This is a genomic window from Glutamicibacter sp. AOP12-B1-11 (assembly GCF_052379245.1).
Lineage (GTDB): Bacteria > Actinomycetota > Actinomycetes > Actinomycetales > Micrococcaceae > Glutamicibacter.
Window position 1 is genome coordinate 1 of sequence record NZ_JBQSYL010000011.1, and the last position, 24,274, is coordinate 24,274.

The 24,274-nt window shown below is 60.4% G+C and carries 20 protein-coding genes; 14 read left to right on the plus strand and 6 right to left on the minus strand.

What is annotated here, in order from left to right; translation table 11 throughout:
- Window positions 1-87: 87 nt before the first annotated feature.
- Both ACT3UQ_RS08105 and ACT3UQ_RS08110 read right to left on the minus strand, forming a co-directional pair.
- Entirely contained in the window at window positions 88-969 is an 882-nt protein-coding gene (locus ACT3UQ_RS08105) for an SPFH domain-containing protein (RefSeq protein ID WP_444636896.1), read from the minus strand.
- Window positions 970-1,125: 156 nt separating this feature from the next.
- Window positions 1,126-1,383: a hypothetical protein gene (locus tag ACT3UQ_RS08110; RefSeq protein ID WP_444636941.1), complete on the minus strand. Its 258-nt coding sequence runs from the start codon at window positions 1,381-1,383 to the stop codon at window positions 1,126-1,128.
- A 359-nt stretch (window positions 1,384-1,742) separates the two neighbouring features.
- Here ACT3UQ_RS08110 and ACT3UQ_RS08115 point away from each other — a divergent pair, with 359 nt between their 5' ends.
- The 5 genes from ACT3UQ_RS08115 (at window position 1,743) to ACT3UQ_RS08135 (ending at window position 7,499) form a co-directional block, all read left to right on the plus strand.
- Entirely contained in the window at window positions 1,743-3,092 is a 1,350-nt protein-coding gene (locus ACT3UQ_RS08115) for an MFS transporter (protein WP_105552778.1), read from the plus strand.
- On the plus strand, window positions 3,089-4,318 hold the full coding sequence (locus ACT3UQ_RS08120) for a CaiB/BaiF CoA transferase family protein (RefSeq protein WP_105552779.1): 1,230 nt from the start codon (window positions 3,089-3,091) through the stop codon (window positions 4,316-4,318). Before ACT3UQ_RS08115 ends, ACT3UQ_RS08120 begins: the two co-directional genes overlap by 4 nt.
- A gap of 12 nt (window positions 4,319-4,330) precedes the next feature.
- Window positions 4,331-5,530 (plus strand): acyl-CoA dehydrogenase family protein, encoded by a 1,200-nt coding sequence (locus ACT3UQ_RS08125; RefSeq protein WP_105552780.1) that lies wholly within the window; start codon window positions 4,331-4,333, stop codon window positions 5,528-5,530.
- A 42-nt stretch (window positions 5,531-5,572) separates the two neighbouring features.
- Window positions 5,573-6,544 carry a LysR family transcriptional regulator gene (locus ACT3UQ_RS08130; protein ID WP_444636897.1) on the plus strand — a complete coding sequence of 324 codons (972 nt, stop codon included), beginning with the start codon at window positions 5,573-5,575 and terminating at the stop codon, window positions 6,542-6,544.
- Between the two features lie 73 nt (window positions 6,545-6,617).
- Window positions 6,618-7,499 (plus strand): 3-hydroxyacyl-CoA dehydrogenase family protein, encoded by an 882-nt coding sequence (locus tag ACT3UQ_RS08135; RefSeq protein ID WP_444636898.1) that lies wholly within the window; start codon window positions 6,618-6,620, stop codon window positions 7,497-7,499.
- Between the two features lie 108 nt (window positions 7,500-7,607).
- On the opposite strand, the gene purB is transcribed toward ACT3UQ_RS08135, so the two are convergent.
- Window positions 7,608-9,017: an adenylosuccinate lyase gene (gene purB / locus ACT3UQ_RS08140; RefSeq protein ID WP_444636899.1), complete on the minus strand. Its 1,410-nt coding sequence runs from the start codon at window positions 9,015-9,017 to the stop codon at window positions 7,608-7,610.
- Window positions 9,018-9,176: 159 nt separating this feature from the next.
- Here purB and ACT3UQ_RS08145 point away from each other — a divergent pair, with 159 nt between their 5' ends.
- A complete protein-coding gene (locus ACT3UQ_RS08145; protein ID WP_141393549.1) occupies window positions 9,177-9,449 on the plus strand; it encodes a hypothetical protein in 273 nt (90 codons plus the stop codon).
- 86 nt (window positions 9,450-9,535) lie between these two features.
- Window positions 9,536-10,798, plus strand: coding sequence for a hypothetical protein (locus ACT3UQ_RS08150; protein ID WP_444636900.1), 1,263 nt, complete (start codon window positions 9,536-9,538; stop codon window positions 10,796-10,798).
- 3 nt (window positions 10,799-10,801) lie between these two features.
- On the opposite strand, the gene ACT3UQ_RS08155 is transcribed toward ACT3UQ_RS08150, so the two are convergent.
- Window positions 10,802-11,188, minus strand: a complete 387-nt coding sequence (locus ACT3UQ_RS08155; RefSeq protein ID WP_105552785.1) for a phage holin family protein — start codon at window positions 11,186-11,188, stop codon at window positions 10,802-10,804.
- 82 nt (window positions 11,189-11,270) lie between these two features.
- Here ACT3UQ_RS08155 and ACT3UQ_RS08160 point away from each other — a divergent pair, with 82 nt between their 5' ends.
- From ACT3UQ_RS08160 to ACT3UQ_RS08185, 6 genes are all read left to right on the plus strand, one after another.
- Entirely contained in the window at window positions 11,271-12,386 is a 1,116-nt protein-coding gene (locus ACT3UQ_RS08160) for a histidinol-phosphate transaminase (protein WP_105552786.1), read from the plus strand.
- Between the two features lie 121 nt (window positions 12,387-12,507).
- Window positions 12,508-13,653 carry a pyruvate dehydrogenase (acetyl-transferring) E1 component subunit alpha gene (gene pdhA, locus ACT3UQ_RS08165; protein WP_105552787.1) on the plus strand — a complete coding sequence of 382 codons (1,146 nt, stop codon included), beginning with the start codon at window positions 12,508-12,510 and terminating at the stop codon, window positions 13,651-13,653.
- A 13-nt stretch (window positions 13,654-13,666) separates the two neighbouring features.
- Entirely contained in the window at window positions 13,667-14,632 is a 966-nt protein-coding gene (locus ACT3UQ_RS08170) for an alpha-ketoacid dehydrogenase subunit beta (RefSeq protein ID WP_105552788.1), read from the plus strand.
- 25 nt (window positions 14,633-14,657) lie between these two features.
- The gene (locus ACT3UQ_RS08175) at window positions 14,658-16,079 is read left to right on the plus strand and encodes a dihydrolipoamide acetyltransferase family protein (protein ID WP_105552789.1); all 1,422 of its coding nucleotides are present in this window, start codon (window positions 14,658-14,660) and stop codon (window positions 16,077-16,079) included.
- Window positions 16,080-16,180: 101 nt separating this feature from the next.
- Window positions 16,181-17,680 (plus strand): hypothetical protein, encoded by a 1,500-nt coding sequence (locus tag ACT3UQ_RS08180; RefSeq protein ID WP_444636901.1) that lies wholly within the window; start codon window positions 16,181-16,183, stop codon window positions 17,678-17,680.
- Window positions 17,677-20,241: a DUF5129 domain-containing protein gene (locus ACT3UQ_RS08185; RefSeq protein ID WP_444636902.1), complete on the plus strand. Its 2,565-nt coding sequence runs from the start codon at window positions 17,677-17,679 to the stop codon at window positions 20,239-20,241. Before ACT3UQ_RS08180 ends, ACT3UQ_RS08185 begins: the two co-directional genes overlap by 4 nt.
- Before the next feature lie 8 nt (window positions 20,242-20,249).
- Here ACT3UQ_RS08185 and ACT3UQ_RS08190 read toward each other — a convergent pair whose 3' ends face one another.
- Together ACT3UQ_RS08190 and ACT3UQ_RS08195 are read right to left on the minus strand one after the other, a co-directional pair.
- Window positions 20,250-20,987, minus strand: a complete 738-nt coding sequence (locus ACT3UQ_RS08190; protein WP_444636903.1) for a class I SAM-dependent methyltransferase — start codon at window positions 20,985-20,987, stop codon at window positions 20,250-20,252.
- 203 nt (window positions 20,988-21,190) lie between these two features.
- Window positions 21,191-23,248: a S9 family peptidase gene (locus tag ACT3UQ_RS08195; RefSeq protein ID WP_105552793.1), complete on the minus strand. Its 2,058-nt coding sequence runs from the start codon at window positions 23,246-23,248 to the stop codon at window positions 21,191-21,193.
- Window positions 23,249-23,472: 224 nt separating this feature from the next.
- Between ACT3UQ_RS08195 and ACT3UQ_RS08200 the strand changes: the two genes are divergently transcribed.
- A complete protein-coding gene (locus ACT3UQ_RS08200; RefSeq protein WP_146112431.1) occupies window positions 23,473-24,228 on the plus strand; it encodes a hypothetical protein in 756 nt (251 codons plus the stop codon).
- The last annotated feature ends 46 nt before the right edge of the window (window positions 24,229-24,274 follow it).

Consider the following 24,274-nt stretch of genomic DNA (forward strand, 5'->3'; position numbering starts at 1 on the left):
CTTTAAATGACCTGGCGAACCGCCGGATGCGGGCCCGCATGTCACAGTGGTGTGAGAGGTGGGGGCTAGACACCCCCACCTACTCGATTATTTGTCTTCGTCGCCACCGACCATGGTGATTGGCTGGACGCCTCCGCCGGGGAAGCAGCCGATCGGGCTCTTGCCTGATTCCGCGACGATGTCCAAGCATTTGGATGTCAGCGTCTCGGGGGTGATGGACCGCTCGAGGATCTTGTTGGCCTCGGCTTCGGCGGCGCTGGTTTGCTTGCGCTGCTCGGCGATGCGGGTCTTCGCAGTTTCGGCCTGCAGCTCGTTGATGCGATTCTGCGTCGGCTCATCGAAGTTGATGATCGGCAGGGTTACCGAGCGGATGTCGATCTGGGTGCCGACCTTTTCCTGCATCTTGGTCCGCACGGACTTGGCCAGGCCCTCGAGGTCCTGGCCTCCATCGGCTGGATCGGTGTAGGCCAGCGGATCGTAGGTCGCCATGACTTCGTTCAATGCGGCGCGGAAATTGCGATCCACCAGGTTGGACTGGATGCCTTCGAAGGTGCGGTAGTCCAGGAACACGGACATCGCGTCGTCGGTCTTCAACTGCCACTGGATCGAGGCGTCGACGTTCGCCTTGCCGTTGTTGCCCAGGCGGACCGGGATGGCGCTGTTCGAAGAGTACACATCGTTTTGGACCGACCCGTCGAGCTTCTCCACGGTTTCCCATGGCGCCTTGAGGTGGAAGCCGTTGCCGATGACAGCGGTGGGCTTGCCCAGGGCGATCTTCACCCCGACGGTGCGTGGCTGAACGATGGTGGCCGAGGCGAATCCGAGAACAACCAGCGAAACGACCAGGATGCCAATGCCGGTCAACCGGGCATTTCCCTTGGACTTCGTGCCGGTTTTCATGCCTGCGCTGCCGAAGACGAAGAATAGCCCGAGCAGGATGCCAATGATGATGAGAACTGTGAGAAACATGTCCCTCTTCCTTGATGTGATGAACACTTAAAGTCTAAGCGATGTACCATCTGGAGGATTCGAGGGAGGGTGAGTGATGTTTCACCTACAGTAGTGCGCGGATACGACAACGGCCGTGAATACCCGATGGGAACTCACGGCCGTTGCGATGGAAGACTACTTCAGGTGGTCAACCAGCTCAGAGGCGATGCCGGTGTAGCTGCCCGGGGTCATCTGCTGCAGACGAGCCTCGGCGTCTGCCGACAAGCCCAGCTCGCCAACGAATTCCTTCAAACGGGCCGCGTCCACGCGCTGTCCGCGGGTCAGGTCCTTCAGGCGCTCGTAAGGATTGTCCATGCCTGCAACGCCGGCAATGGATTCGGCGCGTTGTGAAGTTCGAGCGGACAGGGATTCATGGAGACGATCGTGCTGCAGGGATACAGCGAAGAATGAAAAGCGCTACGGTCGATCTTAAATATTAGACCCGAGCAACGAGATGAACGACGAGACGATATCGTTGGCACCTGTGGATGCAGTCTTCAGCCTGTTTGGCAGCGTGCATGCTGACAAACCTAGCTCGGCCGCTAGCTCGGCGTTCGGCATACCCCGACTCGCCGCTCATTAAAGTGCGGTGCAATTGGGCCGGGTGAGCACTGGATTTGTTGTTCGTTCGGTGTGACCGAACGGTGTGATAGCAACTTGGCCGTTGAACCGCTCCGCAACCTGGACTCTACTTATAGAGAGAGCAAACCATGTGTCTCTAGTCACAGAACCTAGGTCCGAAGGAGAACGAAATGGCCGTCACCGCTGCTCCAAAACAAAAAGACAGGGCTTCTAGTACGCCAAATAGTAGGCGAAACTGGGGCATCGTCGTGATGCTGTTGATCTTCTTTATGCTCAATTTCGCCGATAAGGCGGCTATAGGGCTGGCGAGTACGCCGATTCGAGAAAGCATGAACCTGAGTGCAAGCCAGTATGGGCTGCTTTCAAGCGCGTTCTTCTGGTTATTCGCGGTCGGGGCGGTCACGCTCACTGCAGTGTTCCGTAGAATCTCTTATAACTGGGCAGCCGGCATCTTGATGATCACCTGGATTCTGACAATGTTGCCACTGACGGCTCAAACAACTTTTGGTGTATTGCTTGCAAGCCGGATCGCATTGGGTTTCTTCGAAGGCCCCGCGCACGCGCTATGCCAGTCCATTGTTCACGAACTTTTCCCCCCTGAAAAGCGTGCTGCCGCAGGCGCTGTGGTCAATGCCGGTTCTTCTCTCGGACCCCTGTTTGCAGCGCCGATTCTGACTTGGATCATCCTGACCTGGGATTGGCACGCATCTTTCGTCTTCTTGGTGGGCATCAGTATTACCTGGGCCATCGTCTGGTTTTTCTATGCTGACAAGCTTCCCTTCCGCAAGCGGCGAATAGCCAATGAGCCTAGGGCAGCCAAGGAAGACCCCAACGGCGATATTGTCGTCCCGTTCTACCGTCTGCTATTGATACCTAGCTTTTGGGGTCTCGCGCTACTTTCGTTCGCCGGATATCTAATCACCTCGCTGAAGGTTTCCTGGTTGCCTGCCTTCATGAATGAAGGCCTAGGGTACTCGATGGAAAGTGTCGGCGTATTGGTGACGATCCCGTATATTGTGGCGGTAGTAGTACTACTGGGTGCCGGGTTGCTCTCAGGACACCTATTGAAGCGTGGCCACTCCTCAAGAATGGCCCGTTCTTTCCTGACTGCTGCCTGCCTGCTGTTCGCCGGAGCATCAATGATCACGTTTACTCAGATCCCGGCTGGCCCGCTCCAGCTCGTTCTGGTCGTCGCGGCATTCTCCATCAATTCGGTGGCGTTCTCCATCGGATTTGCAGGTGCTTCGGACTTCCTCCCGGCCCACCAGCGTGCCTCGTTCTTCGGTTGCATAATTGCTGCCTATTCGATCGCCGGAATGGTTGCACCCTACGTACTGGGTCTGATCGTTGAAAGCGCAGCATCCTCCGTTCAAGGCTATTCGAACGGATTCTTGATCGTTGGCATCACCATCTGCGTATTCGGGGTCGCCGGTGGAATGATGCTCAATCCAGCCCGGGCGCGGACCCGGCTTCTAGAACTCACCGCAATGTATGAAGCTCGAAAGCAGGTCAGTTCATGAACCAGCAAGCTGGGCCGTTGAAAGGAATCCGGGTACTGGACTTTGGGCAGTACATTGCTGGCCCGGGCGCCGGCCAGATCCTGTCGGACCTCGGTGCCACAGTCATCAAGGTCGAGAACATTAGCGGTGACCAAGCCCGCAGCATTGGTGTTTTTGGCGAAGCCATGATCCGTGCCTACAACCGGGATAAGGCAAGCCTGGCACTGGATCTAAGGAAACCCGAGGCACGTGTTGTCGTCCAGCAGCTGCTCCCGGAAACCGATGTACTGATTCACAATTTCCGCCCCGGGGCGGCAGAACGGCTGGGACTCGGCGCTGAAACCTTGCGCGAGCAGTACCCAGCACTTGTCTACGGTTCGGTGACCGGGTTTGGAACTCGTGGACCCTCCAGCGATCGTCCGGGACTGGATATCGCTGCGCAGGCAGAATTTGGGATCATGCAGACAACAGGTGAAGAAGGTGGAGAACCTCAGCGGATCGGTTTCGCCGCAGTTGACGTGGCAGCAGCAAACTCGCTTGCCACGGGCATCATGGCAGCGCTCTTCGCCCGCACAACCACACGGGAAGGGGCCCATGTTCAAACATCCTTGATGGAAGCGGCGATTTCCATGCAGGCAGCGACTTGGGGCGAATTCACCATCACCGGTCAGCCCGGACGGCGCAAGGGAAACGGCCAGGCACACGCGGCCCCCGCCGCGGATCTGGTCCATGTCAGCGATGGAATGATCGTGCTTTCCGCTTACACGAGTGAGAAGTGGGCAGCGCTCTGCAACGCCATTGGCCACCCCGAATACATTGAAGATCCGAGGTTCAGCGACAATCCGTCCCGCGTTGCCCACCGTTCAGCACTCCTGGACAGTTTGGGGCAGGCACTCTCCGCGAGCACCCGTGCCCAAGCCGTCAAACTGCTCCTGGCCAACGGCATCGTCTGCGGGGCGGTCCGTGCTTTCGACGAACTGGTGATCGATCAAGATCTGGTCGCATCAGAGGTGCTGATCTCGGTTGAATCCGGCAATGGAAATTACACCTCCCCGGGAGTCCCCTTCACACTCGATGGGTGGCGCAGGACTTCCTCCGCCGAAGCGCCCCGAGTCGGAGCGCAGAATACTCGGATCCTTGCTGATCTGGGCTATACGGAGGAGCAAATCGAAGCACTGCACGTCGCCGGTGTAGTCTCCACGCCACCGATTGCCGCAGCCGGTACCTCGCAACATGCACGTAAGTAAGGAACTACATTCATGATCAACCCCGAGATATTCGAATACGGATTTGATGAGTATCGCAAGCTCATCGCGGAATTCACCGAGCGGGAATTGATTCCCGCGGAAAACGAGATGGTCCAGGCCGGCGCCGTCCCCGAGCGCCTGCTCAAACGCATGGCGGAGGTAGGGCTTTTCGGCATCTCCATCCCTCGCAAATACGGCGGGCTGGAATGGAACATGGAACAGCAAGTTCTGCTGACACTCGAATTCACGAGGGCCTCCTGCGTCTACCGTTCACGATTCTCCACGGTCATCGGTTTGTGCTCCCAAGCGATCCTCGACCACGGCACAGAAGAACAACGGGGCAACCTGCTGCCCAAGATGGCCGCCGGCGAACTGGTCACTGCATTCGCGCTGACCGAGGAAGGGGCCGGATCCGATGCGGCGCAGCTCACCACCTCCGCGACCCTTGAGCACGAACGCTACGTGCTCAACGGCGAGAAGCGATACATCACCAACGCCGGATGGGCTGATGCCTTCGTGGTTTTTGCACGCACCAACCAGTCGATCTCGGGCGCCAAAGGCGTTTCCGCGCTGATCGTTGACGCCACGCTGCCCGGAGTCACCACTTCGCTGCCCACCCGCATGAACGGCCATGCCGAGGCACCGGTCGGCGAAATCCACCTCAACAACGTCTCGGTGCCCGCCAGACACTTGTTAGGCGGAGCCGGCGGCGAAGGACAGGGACTGACTATGGCGCTGCGCGGTATCAACCACGCCCGGCTCCACGTGGCAGCAACTTGTGTTGGCCAGGCAACGCGCATACTCGAAGAAACCACCAGCCATGTCAGCAGCCGCAAACAGTTCAACGCCCCGCTGTCCGACCTGGGAGCCGTCCAGGCCGTGCTGGGCGAGTGCTTCGCCGAGGTCGAGGCCGCCCGTGCGCTGGTCATGGAAGGAGCACGCTCCTTCGACGAGGGAGATGTCCCTCGCCACCGGATCGCCGCGGCCAAGCTCTTCGCCTCCGAAATGGCTGGCCGCGTTGCCGACAAGTGCCTCCAGCTGCTCGGCGGCGAGGGAATTGTCGGCGACCATCCGATCCCGCGTATGTGGCGCGACGTGCGCGCGCTGCGCATCTACGAGGGGTCCTCGCCAATTCACGAACGCAATCTTGCCGTAGCTATGATTCGACAAGGGAAGATCGACGGGAAGCTCCCGAATAGCTACCGCGCGTAGCCCTGCCAACGCGCAAAACCGTCTGAAGCCAAGGAGAAAATTGTGGAGATTCGCCAGCTCGAGTATTTCTTGGCCGTTGTCGAGCACAACGGCGTTAACCGCGCTGCCGTCCACCTGCACGTTGCGCAGGCAACGATATCCCAGAGCATCAGGCAGCTTGAGCGCGAACTCAAGCTCGAGCTGTTTCACCGGACGGGGCGCAACATCGTGTTGAATTCGGCGGGCCGGCTTCTTGTTGACCCGGTTCGCCGAATCCTCGGAGAGGTCCTTTCCACGAAGGACCTCATGCATGGGGCCCTCGAGATGTCCGTAGGTTCTATCACGATCGGCACGATGCCCGAGATGTCCAGCGAGGCCGTGGCTGCCTGGAGCGGATCGTTCACCAAGCACTACCCTGAGATTCGGATCGACATGACCGAGTATGCAGATGTTGCAGAGCTCTGTGAAGAAGTGCTCAACGGGCACTGCGAAATCGGATTCACCACTTTCCCGATTCCAGTCGAAAACTTGCAAACGATCCAATGCGGTGTCCAGCGGATGATGCTGGTCATGCCACCGGGCACCACGCTCCCGGCATACCAGCCGGTCGCGTTGTCCGGGCTGCACTCGCTGCCACTGGCAGTGAGCAACTTAGCGCACCGAGAAAACGACATCGTCGCAGCGGCACTTCGAGAGCAAGGCATCACCGGTCGGATCAGAGCCTACGTGCCCACCCGGCACGCGCAGCTGGCCCTGGTGCTGAACGGCAGTGCAAACGCGTTCCTGCCGATTCGGCTTGCCGTGCTCGCGAAGAAACTGGGAGCAGTGGTCGTCGAAACGGAACCCACGATTCGCACAGACTACGGAATCGTGCACCGTGCTGGCTCGTTGAATCCGGCGGCAGAAAGCTTCATTCGGCAAAGCATGGCGGTCCTGAACCAATGGGGAGAACTGATCAAGAAGCACCAGGATGCCGGGGAATCGTTGCTCGATGCTGCATTGCTGGCGGACGAAGCGCTGCACGGCAAGGTCTAGCCCGCGGGTGCCCCGACCAACTACCGACAAATCGCCGCACCGGCGAACAACCTATGAACAAACGGATTCAACTATGAATACAAGTAGCGGCGTAGAGGGCATTTCTAACATCCTGGTCATTGGCGCCGGGACCATGGGACGTCAGATAGCCATGAGCGCGGCCCTGGCCGGCTACTCCACAACCCTCCAAGATATCTCCCTCGATGGCCTGACCGCGGCACGCACCGAACACAAGAGCTGGGCCGATTCCCGGGTAGCCAAAGGCAAGCTGGGGCAGGACGATGCCGGCGCTGCGTTGGATGCACTGGCCTACAGCACGGACTTGAACACCGCGGCCTCCGGCGCGGACTTTGTGATCGAGGCTGCCACCGAGCGTCTGGACATCAAGACGCAGATCTTCGAGCAGCTGGGCGTGCTGACCCCGGCCCATGCCATTCTGGCCACGAACTCCTCCACCCTGGGATCCTCCAAGGTCGCGGAGGCCACAGGGCGTCCGGCGCAGGTGTGCAATATGCACTTCTTCAACCCGGCGCTGGTCATGAAGTGTGTCGAGGTGGTGCGCCACGGAGCAACAAGCGACGCCACGGTTCAGGCCGCCATGGGCCTGGCCCGCCGGCTGGGCAAGGAGCCGGTGCTGATCAACCGCGAAATCCCCGGGTTCATCGCCAACCGCCTGATGGGTGCGATGCAGCGCGAAGCGCTGTTCCTGGCCGATGAGGGCATCGCAAGCATCGAGGACATCGACACCACGGCGCGCACCGCGCTGGGCCATCCGATGGGCCCGTTCGCACTGATGGACATGGTTGGGCTCGACGTCATCGACTTCATCGCCCAAGCGACTTACGAGGAAACCGGCAACGCAGTGGATGCACCCAACGAACGCATCACGGCACTGGTTGCTGCGGGAAAAATCGGACGTAAATCCGGCACCGGGTTCTACGGCTACACGCGGTAGCCACTTGCCGGAGAAACTACCAGCGGCGTGAAAATATTGAAGAACACCCCCGGCCATTGCAGAGGGTGTTCTTCAAAGCACGGTAAGAACCGCGTAAAACGCTGCGGGTTACTTCTGCAGGTGGTCAACCAGCTCAGAGGCGATGCCGGTGTAGCTGCCCGGGGTCATCTGCTGCAGACGAGCCTCGGCGTCCGCCGACAAGCCCAGCTCGCCAACGAATTCCTTCAAACGGGCCGCGTCCACGCGCTGTCCGCGGGTCAGGTCCTTCAGGCGCTCATAAGGATTGTCCATGCCTGCAACGCCGGCAATGGATTCGGCGCGCATGACCATCTGGATGGCCTCGGCGAGCACCTCCCAGTTGTGGTCCAGATCCTCTGCGAGTACCGCCTCGGCGACGTCCAAGCGATCCAGGCCCTTGGCGACGTTCGAGATGGCAAGCACCGAGTGGCCGATGGCGGTGCCGATGTTGCGCTGCGAGGAGGAGTCGGTCAGGTCGCGCTGCCAGCGGCTGGTGACCAGGGTGGCACCCAGGGTGTCGAGCAGGCCGTTGGAGATCTCCAGATTCGCCTCGGCGTTCTCGAAGCGGATCGGGTTCACCTTGTGCGGCATGGTCGAGGAGCCGGTTGCTCCGGCCACTGGGATCTGTGCGAAGTAGCCGATGGAGATGTAGCTCCACACATCGGTGCACAGGTTGTGCAGGATGCGGTTGAAGCGTGCGATGTCGGCGTAGACCTCTGCCTGCCAGTCGTGGGATTCGATCTGGGTGGTCAGCGGGTTCCAGGTCAGTCCCAGGTGTTCGACGAAGGTCTGCGAAACCTGCTGCCAGTTAGCGGTGGGAACCGAGGCGTAGTGGGCGGCGTAGGTGCCGGTGGCGCCGTTGATCTTGCCCAGGTACTCGGTCTTCTCGATGCGGTCCAGCTGGCGGGTTAGGCGCCAGGCAAGAACTGCCAGTTCCTTGCCCAAGGTGGTTGGGGTTGCCGGCTGGCCGTGGGTGCGCGAAAGCATCGGAACGTCGCGGGACTCTTCGGCCATCTTGGTCAGCTGGGCCACCAGGTCGCGGGCCGCAGGCAACCACACCTGGGTGACTCCGCCCTGGACGCCCAGAGCATAGGAGAGATTGTTGATGTCTTCGCTAGTGCAGCCGAAGTGCACCAGCGGCTTCAGGTTGCCAATGCCGATAGCGTCCAGGCGGTTAGCGATGTAGTACTCGACTGCCTTCACGTCGTGGACGGTGACGGCCTCGATCTCGGCCAGTTCCTTCACCGAGTCGGCGTTGAAGTCCGTGACGATCTTGCGCAGGGCAGCCTGCTGATCGGCGGTGAACGGGGAGGTGCCCGGCAGCACGGAGTTCTCGGCCAGGTGGATCAACCATTCGATCTCCACGTGAACACGATCGCGGTTCAGCGCCGCTTCGGAAAGGTAGTCAACCAACGGTGCCACCGCGCTGCGGTAGCGTCCATCGAGGGCACCAAGTGCCAGGGGTTCATTAGCAAGGGAAGTGCGCGCAATCTCAGCCATGTTCATATTCTTTCATCACTGCGTGCACATCACATCTTTTACACACATCCTTCTTTCCACAGCCGGTGCCCAAACGGGCCGAAAGAGGCAGCAGCAGGGTGAAGATGAAGGCAGATTTTCACCGATTCGCCGGTGGAGAATGACGGGTGGGAGCTAATCATGATGTTTCAGGCGACCCTGGATTCGGTGGCCTTCCAGCTGGATGACGCCCAGTCAACAACGCGTTTCGCCATCGAACAGCTCTCTTCAATCGGTTCGCTGACTTGGAGATCTTCGGCAGGCAAGGCCTTTGCCTCGGAGGTGAGCCAACTCAGTGACAGGCTCGTGGGACTCACCAAAGCGCTGGGCGAAGCCGAGTCCTATCTGTCGTTGGCGATCAGGGAGATGAACGCGTTGGAAGCGGAGATCCTCAATCAGCGAATGGCTTCCTAGCCATGGGATATGACGTCAATTACAACGCCTTGGATTACGCCCAATCGGCTCAAATTTGCCAACAAGTCTACGGGCAACTCCAAAGTGTGGAGACGCAACTGCTGAGAGCCTCGGTGCGCGCGCAAGAATGCCAGCGAGAAGCGCAAACCCAATGCTGGGTAAACGGAATCGGTAACCGCGGCTATTCACTGGGGATACTGGCGGACAAATTACGCACCGGCTACCACCACGCGGCCGAAGCCGTGATCGGCGCCCGGAGGTTGGAGGAGAAGGTGCACGCAGCAATCGAGAACTACGTCAGGGCAGAGACCAGAATCGAGAACTCGATTCTGGTCTCTGCCAAATGGCAGATTCTGCTGGACTCTTGGAACAGCACGCGCAACAACGATTCCCGCCCGCCAACCACCGACATGGAAACGCTGCTCAAGCTCTTTGTTTTGCTCTCTTCGCCACGGGACCGGTTTGGCTTTGCGCGCCCGCAGCCCTTGATGATGCACGAAACGACCGAAAAACTGGCCGATTTCATCTCTACCTGGGGGCCATTGCGGAGCAAGGAACTGCACCTCGGCGACGCCCAACCGGTGGAACAGGTTGAGATCGACGGCACGCTGAACGGCTACTACCAGCTTCACAAGATTCTCAACGATGCGGGACCCAGTGATGATGGGCAGATTCTGATCGCCGAGGCCGAGCAAGATGGAGAGAACGTTTATCTCGTCATTCTTCCCGGGACTCAGGGGGAGGGCAATGGCAATAATCCCTTTGACACCTACGGCATCATCGATGCGTTCAGCCTCGAATCGGAGAACTTCGCCGGACCGATCAGCGAGGCCCTGCACATCACTGGCGCCCGCGAGGGCGACGAGGTGATCCTCAGCGGGTACTCGCAAGGCGGGATTCATATTGCGAATCTGATGAAGAACAGGTTCTTGCGCAAGAAGTTCAAGATGGAAAAGATGCTGACCCTCGGTTCTCCCATTGGCCACATAGATCTTCCCGAGGACATTCGAAGCCTGTCGATTGAGGATTCCAAAGACATGGTTCCGGGTACCGACGGGGTGGAGAACAAACGCAAAAAGGATCAAATCACCGTGAAATTTGACGGTCCGAGGTTTGAGGAACAGCTCGACGAGGGGTTGTTCGGCAAACCGCACGACCTAGATAATTACGGAGACCATCTCGAAGAGCTGGTGGAGAACCCGATCCCGGATCTGCACGAGAATCTGCGGGAATTCGGGCTTCCTCCGGGACCTTTGAAATTTCGCAAATTCAAGATCGAACGCAAAGAGCGCCCGCGAAACACTAAGCATGAAAACTGGGAGGAAGAGAAATACGGCTCAGCCCGCTAGCGCTTAGCGCTTTTCCTTGCCAACGAAAAAGCCGAGGACTGCCGAAACGATCGAGATGATGATGGTGCCGACAATGGCGTCCCACCAGAATGCGTCGATGCTAAGGCCCACCGGCGTGAACTGAGTCAGCCAGCTGGTCAGCATCAGCATCAGCGCATTAATGATCACGGTGAACAGGCCCAAGGTGAGGCAAGTGATCGGCATCGAGAAGAACGAGACTATTGGCCGCACCAACGCGTTGATCAGGCCAAAGATCACGCCCACGATCAAATAGGCGATCGCGGATCCAAGGAGGCCTTCGCTGATGGCGCTGATCTGGATTCCGGGGACAATCCATACCGCTGCGGCAAGGGCCAATGCATTAACAATGACTCGAATCAAAAAGCTCATGAGACAACTTTGCCATAAAAGACTGGAAGCCCGGTGAGCAAAGAATCTGCCGATTGACCTACCGAGGGCTAGGCTTTGATGTATGAGTGAGAACCCCGTGACCCAAGATTTGGTGCAACCTCGTTCAGTAGTTGCGCGCTTGCCAAAATACGCCGCCGGCAAACCACCGACAGCAATCGAAGGACTTGAATCTTTCAAGTTGTCCTCCAATGAGATCCCTTTTGGCCCATTGGATGAGGTGCGTCGGGCGGTCATGGAACAGGACGCGCTGAACCGCTATCCGGACAGCCTCTCCACGAAACTGCGCGAGAGCCTCAGCGATTACCTCGACGTACCAGCCGAAGATGTCGTCACCGGTGCAGGATCGCTCGGCGCGCTGGCGCAGATTCTGACGACCTTTGCCGGTCAGAACGAAGACGGCGTCCAAGACGAGGTTATCTATGCATGGCGCTCCTTCGAGGCCTACCCAATTTTGGTGCAGAGCGCAGGCGCGCTGCCGGTAGAAATTCCCGTGCTGGAAGATGGCCGCCACGATCTTGAATCGATGATCGAAGCAGTCAACGAAAATACCTCGGTCATCTTGCTTTGCACGCCGAACAACCCCACCGGCCCGATCCTGACCCAGAGCGAGGTCGATGACTTCATAACGAGAGTGCCGCGCAATGTGCTGATCGTGCTGGACGAGGCGTACATCGAGTTTGTGCGCGATCCCGAAGCGGTGGACGGAGTCAACACCTACCGCGAGAATGAAAACGTGGTGTTGTTGCGCACGTTCTCCAAGGCCCACGGCCTGGCGAATCTGCGGGTTGGCTACAGCGTCGCGCACCCGGAAATCACCGACAATATTCGTGTCGTCGCCACACCATTTGCGGTCTCTTCAGTGGCGGAAGATGCCGCCGTCGCCTCCTTGGAAAATATCGATAAGGTGCTTGAGCGGGTCAACACCTTGGTGCAGGAGCGCGAACGCGTGGTGGCTGCGTTGAAGGCGCTGGGCTGGGATTTCCCGGCAACCCAGGCGAACTTCGTGTGGTTGCCGCTAGGCGGAAACACCCAGGCTTTCACCGAACGAGCCCAGAGCCAAGGGCTGTCGGTTCGCGGGTTTGCCGGTGAGGGCGTGCGGATCTCGATTGCCGAGGCAGCGGCCAACGACCGGATCATTGAATTATGCAAGAATTCTCTCGATTTAAAGCAGAGCTGACCTGCTTCTAATTCTCGCGTTTTAGACGCCTTGAGATATAGGCTGTTCATTAGTTAAGCCGCTATATGTCCCATAGGGAATGTATTCCTTGTGGGGCATATAATTGATCGAAGGAAGTTTTATGCCGCGTGCCGCAACCGAGGCAACGGACCAGGATCTGATTCAGATTCTGACCCCGGAAGGCCAGCGTCTGCCCAACGAAACTTATGATTCGTATTTGGGCGATGTTGACGATGACATGTTGCGTGGTTTTTACCGCGACATGGCGTTGACCCGCAGGTTTGACCAAGAAGCCACGGCCCTGCAACGCCAAGGTCAGCTCTGCCTCTGGGTCCCGCTGCGTGGGCAGGAAGCGGCGCAAATCGGTTCGGGCCGAGCCACCCGCCCGAAGGACTACATCTTCCCGACCTACCGCGAACACGGTGTTGCGCTCACCCGCAATGTCTCCTTCTCCGAGATGCTTCGCTTGTTCCGCGGCATCTCCGGCGGCGGTTGGGACCCGCGGGAAAACAACTTCCACATGTACACCATGGTGCTTGCCGCCCAGCTGCCGCATGCCGCCGGCTACGGCATGGCGATTAATCTTGAACAGCATGGCTGGGATGAAGCGAAACGCGCCGAACAGGGTGACGCGGTGCTGACCTACTTCGGCGACGGCTCCTCCACCGAAGGCGAAACCCACGAATCGATGGTTTTCGCCAACTCCTTCGACGCACCGGTGGTGTACTTCTGCCAGAACAACCAGTGGGCCATTTCGGTGCCATTCGAAGTTCAATCGAAGGTCCCGCTGGTCACCCGCGCCGCTGGCTACGGAATGCCGGGAATCCGCGTGGACGGCAACGACGTGCTGGCGGTCCTGGCGGTCACCCGCTGGGCCATGGAGCATGCGCGAAGCGGCAAGGGACCGGTGCTGATCGAAGCGGTTACCTACCGCCTGGGCGCGCATACCACCGCAGATGACCCGACCAAGTACCGCCAGAGCGAAGAAGAGCTGGCCTGGGCGCCGAAGGATCCGCTGATCCGCATGGAAACCTACCTGCGAGAGAGCAACATCGTCGACGAAGCGTTCTTCGAACAACTCGAACGGGACGGAAACGCGATGGCCGCTCAGGTCCGCAAGGACGCCATGGCCTTCCCCGTTCCGCCGCTGTCCAAGTCCTTTGAGCAGGTGTACGCCGAAGCTCACCCACTAGTCCAGGAAGAACTGCAATGGCATCTGGACTACGAAGCCGGGTTCGCGGACGAAGCCGGACAGGGAGAGAAATAAATTGACGACAACCATGACTCTTGCCAAGGCCATCACCAACGGCTTGGACAAGGTGCTTGCATCCAATGACCGCGCCATCCTCATGGGTGAAGATATCGGACGCCTCGGCGGCGTGTACCGAATCACCGAAGGGCTGATCGACAAGTACGGTGCCCACCGGGTGATCGATTCCCCACTGGGTGAAGCCGGAATCGTGGGCGGCGCGGTCGGCATGGCACTGCGGGGGCACAGTCCGCTGGTGGAAATCCAGTTCGACGGCTTCGTCTTCCCCGCCTTCAGCCAGATCACCACCCAGCTGGCCAAGATGCATGCCCGCTCCGAGGGGCGGCTGACCGTGCCTGTGGTCATCCGCATTCCTTACGGCGGCGGCATCGGTTCCATTGAGCACCACTCCGAATCCCCGGAAGCCCTGTTCGTGCATACCGCGGGTTTGCGCGTGATCACCCCCTCCAACGCGCACGACGCCTACTGGATGATCCAGCAGGCCGCCGAATGCAAGGATCCGGTCATCTACCTGGAACCCAAGCGCCGCTACTGGCTCAAGGGCGAGGTTGATACCGAAGCTCCGGCGCTGGACGCATTCAAGGCTCAGATAGTCCACCCTGGAGAAGACGCGACCATCGTCGCCTACGGCCCGCTGGTTCCCATCGCGCTGGCTGCCGCGGAAGCCGCCCGCGAGGACGGCCGCTCGGTTGAGGTGATCGACCTGCGTTCGCTCTCGCCGATCGATTTCGACACCATCACCGAATCGGTGCAGAAGACCGGACGGCTGATCATCACCCACGAAGCGCCGACCTTTGGCGGTCTCGGTGGCGAAATCGCCGCGCGCATTTCCGAACGCGCCTTCCTGTCCCTGGAAGCACCTGTGCTTCGCGTAGGTGGATTCCACATGCCATACCCCATCTCGAAGGTCGAATCCCAGTACCTGCCGGACATCGACAAGCTGCTCGAAGCCCTCGACCGGTCCTTCGCTTACTAAGCGCTAAGGAACCAAGGAGAAAAACATGACTGTCTTTAATCTTCCCGATGTGGGCGAGGGGCTAACCGAAGCCGATATCGCCTCCTGGAAGGTCTCCGTGGGAGACACCGTCGAGGTCAACCAGATCTTCGTGGAAATCGAAACCGCCAAATCGCTGGTCGAGCTTCCCTGCCCCTTTGCCGGGGTAGTCACCGAACTGCACGCGGGCGAAGGCGACACCGTATTGGTGGGCCAGCCGCTGATCACCATCAACGAAGAAGGCGACCCGGTGCCACCTACCGGTGTCCCCGAACCATTGGAAGCCGCCAACACCGAAACCCCGGTGGCCTCCGAGGAGCCCGGCCCGTTGGTGGGCTCCGGCCCGGCAGCCGACTCCGCGGTACGCCGCAAGCGCACCAGCCGTCCGGCGCCTTCGGCCGCAGCTGCGCGGCCCACCCCGCCTCGCGGGAGCGCCAGCGCCGCCGGCCTGGCAGATACGATCTCGCGTCGCGCCCAGGGTCTGGGCCAGGCGGTGGCCCGCGAGGTCGACCGCCGCAAGCCCGCCATGGCCAACTTTGTCGACCGGGTGCTTGCAAAGCCTCCGGTGCGCCGGCTCGCCAAGGATCTTGGCGTGGACATCAACGAGATCGTCGGTACCGGCGTGCAGGGTGAGGTCACCCGCGAAGACGTCAACAGCTACCAGGGCCAGCGCGAAGCCGAGCGCGACGCGGCACCAACCTACTGGGGGCACGGAGCCGAAGGCGGCGCGCTCATCGAACGCACCCAGGTTCGCGGGGTGCGCAAGGCCACCGCAAAGGCCATGGTGGATTCCGCCTTCAGCGCCCCGCACGTTTCGATCTTCGTGGACGTGGACGCAAGCCGCACCATGGAGTACGTGCAGCGGCTGAAGAAGTCCCGCGACTTCGAAGGCATCAAGGTTTCCCCGTTGCTGGTGCTGGCCCGCGCAGTGATCTGGGCCGCGGCGCGCAACCCCTCGGTCAACGCCTCCTGGGTGGAGACCGAGAATGGTGCGGAGATCCACCAGAAGCACTTCATGAATCTCGGCATCGCCGCGGCCACCCCGCGTGGGCTGCTGGTTCCGAATATCAAGAATGCCCAAGAGCTGAACATGCGAGAGCTCGCGATCGCCCTCAACGAGCTGGCCACCACGGCCCGAGCAGGCAAGACCAGCCCGGAAGAAATGCGCGACGGCACGTTGAGCATCACCAATATCGGTGTGTTGGGCATTGATACCGGAACCCCGATCATCAACCCGGGCGAGGTAGCGATCGTCGCCTTCGGCACGATCCGCCAGAAGCCATGGGTTGTCGACGGCGAGGTGGTGCCCCGCTGGATCACCACCCTCGGTGGCTCCTTCGACCACCGCGTGGTTGACGGCGACCTGTCGGCCCGCTTCATGGCCGACGTCGCCTCGATTATGCAAGAACCGGCCATGCTGCTGGACTAGGCGGTGAAATCAACCCGCCAGGCGAGGTGCCATGAGCACCTCACCTGGCGGGTTTTCCCGCGCCCGGTTACTCAAACTCTTATTGATATACTCGGGGCACTATGACTCGACCGTTCGCTGCAGTCCGTTCCTTGCCCCGATTCGGAGCACTGCTCCTGCCGCTGTTGGCGCTTCTCGCGCTTCTCGCGCTGCCGCTCCCAGCGCAGGCCCAAGACCTCCGGTCAGAACCGGTTTACCCCACCGTGCAATCAAGCGCCCCGGCACAAGACGAAGAACCAATCCGCATTCCGCGTGTCACCGCGCAGCAAGAGAACTTCTACCTTGCGGTCAGCGACGCGGCTCAAGACTCGGTCGATACGCAAGAAATTCTCGATCAGGTGCGCCAATCCATGGATCTTTCAAATGCGAAGATTCTGGTTGGAGTCGACCGGAAACCAAACAACCTCACGGGAGCCGCGCAGCTGGTGCGAGGCTTGCTGCTCTTCGGTGACAGCGACGCGCTCAGCGATGACTGGGTGGAAAACGGCCAGGAGCTGGGGTACGTCGGCAAAGGCTGGATTGTCGTCGGGGTCATGCTGCCCGAAGCCCCGGGAGCACCAACCGAGGTTTCGGTGGAACCGGGCCGCAACGTCACGCCCGTCGGTTCGGGAGCCGAAGACCGCATCCAGCGGGCCGGCCGGCAGCAGTTCGACGCCCAGAACTACAGCCAAGGCCTCATCGAGGTGGCACGGGCCAGCGCCACCGAGCTGAAGGCGCCCAAGGACAGCACCACCGCAAAAATCATTGGATTCGGCGTGCTAGGCCTGATCGTGGTTGGAGCGGTGCTCGCAACCTATATCGCGCGGCATCGCAAGAATCGTGCAGCGGCTGCCATGGCGCGCAGCAAACGCGGTGACATGCTCGTGGAGCTGCTCCGCCAGCGCGCCTTGCGACTGGAGAAGGATGGCGCGCGCCCAGCTGCCGGCAACCCGGAAGGACCCAGCGCGCAGGCGAGCACGGCAATTAAAACCGCGATTCCACCGCTTAATGCTCGCGCCCGCCAATTGGCCGAACAATACCAAGACGGCGGTCCGCTCGGTGCCGATCGGTTGGCAACCATGGAAAGCGCCTTTGCCGATCAGGAGGTGCTGGTCGCGGGGAGCAAAGCGCTCAATAGCCTGCTTGGCTCGAAGTTCCGCAACAAGGACGACTGGAACGCCATCGTGCTCACCCACCGCGAACGGCTCGAAGATACCGCGCAGTTCCTCAACATACCGTCCGTCGGGCAGCTGGAGTGTGTGCCTCGATTGCGTGCATTGATCATCGAGCACACCAACCGGCTGGACGAGATGCGCCAATGGGCAGGCGGAAGCCAGCAGCGAAATCAAACTACTGCGCAGGTACTGGATGAGCTGTGGATCATGCACCAGGAGTTGCAACGGGAACATGCAGCAGCAGTTCAACAGGCTAGCGCCGCAAATTTGAAACTCATCGACTCATTGCGCGAGCGCATGCTCGGTGACCGGGCCGCGAAGGTCTGCTCCGATCCGCTGAGCATCTTGGACCGTGCGTACGCACGGGCTGAAGAGCTGGCCGTCGTGAAGCAACAGGAGAACTCATGAGCAGGCGCCAAATGCTCGATTCGCGCGGTCGTCGATTAAGCCGTCCGCGGTCCTGGGCGGCACTTGGTGCGATCCTCATGGCCATCATCACCACGCTGGTTGCCGTGCGGGGGTACACCTCGATCCCGGAGGAGCCACTGCACGAGGTGTCGATCGTCGTCGAGGGGTCGCACGACTGGAACATCAGCCAGCCCACGGTGGACGCGGCACTTGAAAAACAGCCCATCAAGTCGCATAGACCGCTGACGCTCACCGTCACCGACAGGTATCTCAGCGGGGATGAACTGCTGCGCGGCGAGCTGGCGGACTACGACGTCCTGCTCTCCACCCAGCTGGAGAATCTTGAAACCGAAAACCAAGACGTTGACGAGCGGTTCAACGGCAGTGCGCTGAAATCCGAGTTGGTTTCCGGAGACGACGAGTACCGGGATGCGCGCTTCGAAATCAGCAATTCCTTTTGGGACAACGTCGGCCTGGGCCACGGACCGCAAGCGGTGATTGCCTCGGCCGAACGCGCGGCGATTGTGCTCTCCGATGTTCCGGTGCAAAATCCGCTGTATTGGTTCGGGGCGATTGGCCTATGCGCCATGCTCACCGCGGTGCTGCTGTACTTTGCGCTGCGCTACCGTGCGCGGTGGAATTCCAGGTATCGCCGCTTCGTGGCCGCGCAGCGCAAGCTGGCCCGAGTGGTCCTGGACCTCGAAGCCTTGGAAGCGACCTATGCCGCCGCAGCCGAGAGTTCGCGTCCGGAAGGGTTCAGCAAAAACTGGCACGACTTGCAAAGCCTGTCATTGGAGGCGGCGCGCAACGAAGATCCGCTGCTGACCTCGCTTTTCACCAAGGCCGAGGCACTGAACCAGAGCACCGGTGCAAAGCTCTCCGAATTTGAAAACACCAGCCGGAGGCTGACGCAACTAGCCGATGCGCTGATGGGCGCCGGGTCGGTGCACGCAAATCTCGCCGGAACCGGAAGTACCTTCGATAAGCTCAGCCGGCCAATCTATGAGGCAGCGACCGCACTGCTGATTCGTCTGGACAAGGCGCCGGGGCGCATGATCTCGGGCCAAGATGTCCAGGCGTTGCGCACCGACCTTGGCGAGCTCTTGGACGCCTCGACCGGCGACACCGACAGCAAGCAGGCCGTCGCCCGGTGGCGCGAAGCCGAACAGCAGCTTGCGCGGCACACCCGCACGCTGATCACCTCGCTGCGCCGCTATCCGCACGGCCGTATTCCCGCAGTGGCGCAGATTTCCCAAGATCATCGGCAACTGCGTGAAAGCCTGGGCCTCGAAGCCCCGGAAGAATCAAGCGCCTTGCACCACCTGCGCTTGGCCAATGCCCAGGTGCGAGCCACGCTGGGGGACACCCTCGCCTCGGATGGCGGCGGGCAAACGCCCGACGCCGGCGCAAAGCCCAACACCGCGATTGCTTCGGCTCGGGGAAGGCGAGGGACCGCCGGTACCGAGGAACCGGCTCCGCGCCGTCGCGGACTGCTGATCACCCTCGCGGTGTTGACGCTTCTGGGCAGCATGGTTGCCGCCGGATTGCTGGTGGCCAAGCTGACCGCAAGCCCCGAAGTCGCCAGCGATGGCAGCGGGCAAGGGGTGCGCTTTGAGGTAGATGACCCGGCGGGGATGCTCGTCGAAGAAGATGTCTTGCGCTATATGGACACCGACTTCGAAAGCGACAGCAGCTTCACCCTCGCGGTACGGGACGCCGAAAGCTATCTTGAATTCCGTCCCCCGGAGCCCGGAAGCACCTTCCGCGATGTTCTGCCCGTCAGCATCCTGGAGGCCAAATGGCGTTTGAAGGGTGAATTCAAGGACAAAGTAGATCCGGCAACCGGTGAGCTTCTCCCCGAGGAAGCGATCATCCCGGTGCTGGTCACCGACGCCGAAAGGACCGTCGTTCCGGGAATCATCAGCTCCGTGGTGCAACGCGGCGAGTTTTCCTGGGGTCGCCTGAACGCCTGGGAACACGGGTCGATCAGCGAATCCAGATATTTGGAGATGGAGGTCGCCGGAACCCTGGACGACTACAACGAGGCGCTGGAACGCAACGGGTATGAGCGAGCCGCGTTCTCCCCGTCGGGCCTCTTCTGGATGCTCAGCTTCATGTTCTTCTTCACCGTCATCAACCTGGTGCTCTTCGTGCGGTACCTGCTCGGTGCCACGAGCCGCATCAGCCGATTCGGACGCGGCGCAGGGGCCTTGGCTCGGGCGAAGAAGCAGCTCGAAACGTTGATGCTCGGCTTGGACGACGCACAGCTCAACGCGGTGGCGGTGCTCGGTTCCGGCGGCCAAGGGCGCGCAGATGAAGCCGGGCAGCGGCTCTTCGAACGCGCTCTGGTGATGGCGTGGCACGAAGCTGAAGAACTCTCGCAGCTTCCCTTGTCCGAACGTTTGCACCAGTCATATGCTCACCGGGTGGCCCACCTGGAACGCTTGGTGGCGATGCTGGGTGAACGCGATGCAGATGTCGCCCGCCGCGCCAAGGCCCTGGTGGCCGCGACTCGTGGTGCTGGCGGAGATGAGCCGTCCTCGGTCATCCTTCCCGGATAATTTGGGTATTAGGCTTCCAGAACAATAAAGAGGAAGGCGAGGAACCGCGGGTCTTGGCGGCCGTTGAAAAAATCAGGGAATGTCTCCACGGCTTCTGGAGAGGGGGCAGGCTCTTCGAGGTGCGTCAGGCGGAAACCTGCTGCTAGGAAAGATGCAAGCATGGCCGACAAGGACCTGTCCCAGAAGGTCAGTTCGGTTTCTTGCCCGTTCATCTGCCAATTCTCGGTTCTTGAACGGGTTTCGAAGTAGTTTGTCTTCACTCCGGCCTCACGCTGGCCGAGCCAGGTGGCGAACGGGTGCTCGACCGAGAGGATCAGGCGACCGCTCGGTTTAAGCACACGTTTCATCTGGGCCAGGGTGTCCTGCCAGTCTTCGAGATAGTGCAACGAGAGCGAACAGAGCACATCATCAAAGGTATTGTCTTCGAAGGGCAGCGGTGCAGCTAAATCGGCGACTCGCAGGTCCACCTCGGGGCCGAGCCGATCGCGGGCAATGTCGAGCATTGCGGCGCTGCCGTCGATTCCGATGACGGTAGCTCCGAGTTCAAGCAGGTCGGCAATATTTGGGCCGGATCCGCACCCGGCGTCCAGCACGTGATGGCCTTTGACCTCGCCAAGCAGCGCGCGGATTGCAGGACGATTGTAATACTCGTTGAGCAGGCTTGAATCATTTTCGGCGGTATAGCCATCGGCAATGGCGTCGTAGGCCGCAGCAGCGGATTTCACTTCTACATTTGGGAGCTCCATGCGGTAATACTTGCACACCTAGCTGCCGTTGGCGGAGGAGTTTCGGTCTTGCGCGCCTTGGGACATGAGCTGAAGTTGATGGGAGCTACCTGTGACCGCGTCATTCCTGGCGCGCGGGCGCCGCAGGTGCCAGAAGCGGGAGCGACGGTCACGCTCCCGAGGCTTCGGGAAGGCACGACCGTCGCTGGGGCTAGCGGTATTGGCTAGCCGAGCACCTCGGGCAACGGGCCAGGATCGTTGCCTAGGACATTTTGTGAAAGGAACTCGAAGATCACCTGGTACCAGATCTTGGCGTGCTGCGGACTGAGAATCCAGTGGTTTTCATCCGGGAAGTACAGGAACTGGTGGGCGGTGGTTCCGTCCGCCTCCTGCGGAAGCCCGGACTCGGCCAATAGCTCGTACCACAAGCGCAAGCCCTCCCCAATGGGTACGCGATAATCCTTGTCGCCATGAATCACCAGCATGGGCGTCACAATATTCGCCACAGAGTTATGCGGGGAATTGACCTGGATCATTTCCTTGCTCATCTCGCGTGTCCAATAGAACGAGGCATCGGTGGTCTTGCCGAAACCTTCCAGCGCCCACAGGCTCGCATGAGTCACGATGGCCTTGAACCTATCGGTGTGCCCGGCGATCCAGTTGGCCATGTAGCCGCCAAACGATCCGCCCATGGCCGCGGTCCGGGTCTCATCAATATCCGGGCGGGACTCGGCGGCATCGGTGATGGCCATCAAATCCGTATAAGGCTCGAAACCCCAACGCCCCCAACCACGCTGGATGAACTGTTGGCCGTAGCCGGTAGACAGCGAAGGGTCGGGCAAGAGCACCGCGTACCCTTGAGCGACCGCCAGCCATGGATTCCAACGCCAGCTCCAGGCATTCCATGAGCCCAGCGGGCCGCCGTGGACCCACAGCAGCAACGGTGCCTGGGACTTCGGACCGGCAGTTTCGGGAAGGGCCAGCCAGGCACGCACCGGGGTCCCGTCCTCGGCGGTGGCCGTGACTTCGGTGAGCGTGCCCGGAAGCTCGGGCCGCGCTGCGGGGGAACGCAGCTCGGATACCCGCGCGTATTCGTTCTCTTCCAGATCCGAGAGGTGGGTAAGTTCCACCGCCACCGGTTCCGCAGGATATTCGTAGCTTGAGCGTAATGCGTAAGCGGTCCGCGAATCCGGGCTGATCAGTACGTTGGCGTATGCTCCGGCATCGGTCAGGCGAGTGATCTTGTCCCGGTCCAGCGACAGGTGGAAGATCGGGCTATGCCCGTGCTCGTCGGCGACGATCAGCAGCGAGTGGCCGTTGGGGAACCAGATGATGTCTTCCGCCCAGCGGTCCCAGCCCACTGCGATTTCGTGGGTTTCTCCGCTGGCCAGTTCCATAAGCCAAAGGCTCATCACCGGCGCGGTCTCGGGGGTGGAGCGGGTCCAACGGCAGTAGATCAGTTTGGTCGAGTCCGGGCTGATCTTGCCTACCGTGTACTCGTAGTCCTGATCCGGAGACAGGAGCATCTCCTGTTCGCCGGAATGCAGATCGATGCGCATCAATCCTGTAGCCACCGAGCCGCGGCCTTCCGGTACCATCCACTCGGTAATCAGGAACTCGCCGCTATCCGCGGCAGTGAACTCAGCTTCTGTCTGATTCGCACCGATGCCGGGAGTGAGGTCCCTGAGCGTGCAAGCATCGGCGCTTGAGCTTTCCGGCAGCCGGGTTGCATAGAAATGTGGTGTTTGCGGTCCAAGATCCGCATCCCAATATCGCACCGGATAACTGGTGTGCAAGATGGCGGAGATCTTCTTCTCCTTGCGTTCGCCGAGGATCTTTTCCTCATGTTCCAGGTCCTTTGCGCGTGGCAGCCCGGCGGCGCGTACCAAGAGGTCCTTCTGGTTCCGGGCGAATGTGGTGACCGATTCGATACCTGCCGGATGCGACAGGATCGACCGCGCCTCGCCTCCCGCCTTGGGCAGCAGCCACGCTTCGGGCTTGGCGTCATCCTTGGCGGAGCGCTTGGACAGAAAGAGCAGATCGCCGGTGGCGGTGAAGTTCGGCTGCGATTCGCCGTTTTCGCTAAAGGTCAGCCGGCGGGCCGGTTCGTGTCCGCTGGGGTCGATCTCCCAGAGGGCGGAGGTGTATTTTGTTGCGTCTTCGGCAAGCGTGCTCACCGAGGTGACTAGCCGGGTGCCATCTGGCGAGAGCGCCAGCCCGCCGAGCCGGGAGAGGGAAATGTAGCCATCAAGATTATGAAAGGGTTGCTTTGCATGTGCCATAGGACACATCATTCCACTATTGCCGCTCAGGTACTAGTGCAAGGCACAGATGCGCTCCAAGCAGAAGCCGCGTCGCATCGCGCGAGTTGCGTCCAAGACTTAATGCTTTTGATATTGGAATGGCGTGCCGGATAGGGGATCGTGGGAGCGAAGGGGCCCCGCACCCGCTCACCGCGGCGTGCCGGCCGGCACGCCGATCCGCAGGGACTGTTAAGGAGCCAAAGGTGAAACAACTACAACTATCGCTGCGACTGCTGTCGCTAACGGCACTCTCCGCGCTCGCGTTGACTTCGTGCTCGACGAATGATCCAAGCCCGGAACCGGCACCGAGCGAGAACACTCAAGTCCCGGACGCCTCGGCAACAGCGCCCGCGCCAAGCCCCGGCGACTCGCAGAGCCCGAGCGCGGACGAATCCGATAATTCGAGTCGAACCGGAGAAACCGACCTATCTCAAACTCAAGAGATTATGGGCATCGGTTTCCAGCTGCCCGCGGAGTGGTACGTAGAAGAAGATTGCGATGGCGAATGCATCGAGTACGACAAATGGGAGATCAAGGATCGCAGCGGCGCACATGTGATGACCCTGCTCCCGAATACCGCGACCTCTCCGGACGGCGACATGAACCTCTATGAACGCGAGCTGCTCAAAGAAGTTCCGATACCCGCACTGGAAACTCCAACGAGTCTAATCGCCGAGTTTTGGACGGGCACCAGCCAGGATGACGGCGAAAAGGAAACCGGTTTCTCCTTGGCGCTCGTCGATGACCAGGTCCTGAAAGAGCGCACCGAACAACCCGATCTGGACTATTTCAAAATCGGCGACAGCCAGGCGCCGATGCTCTGGGTGGAAGAGGAATATATGGAGGATCAAGGCATCGGCGACGATCCCACTCGTGAGGGCGTGGACAACTTCCTGGCCAGCGACGAGTACCGAACCATCGAAAGCATCCTGCTCACCGTGCGCCATGCGGCGGGTTAAACACCAATGGTGTGGAGCCCGCTAGAACTCCACACCATTGGCAGGG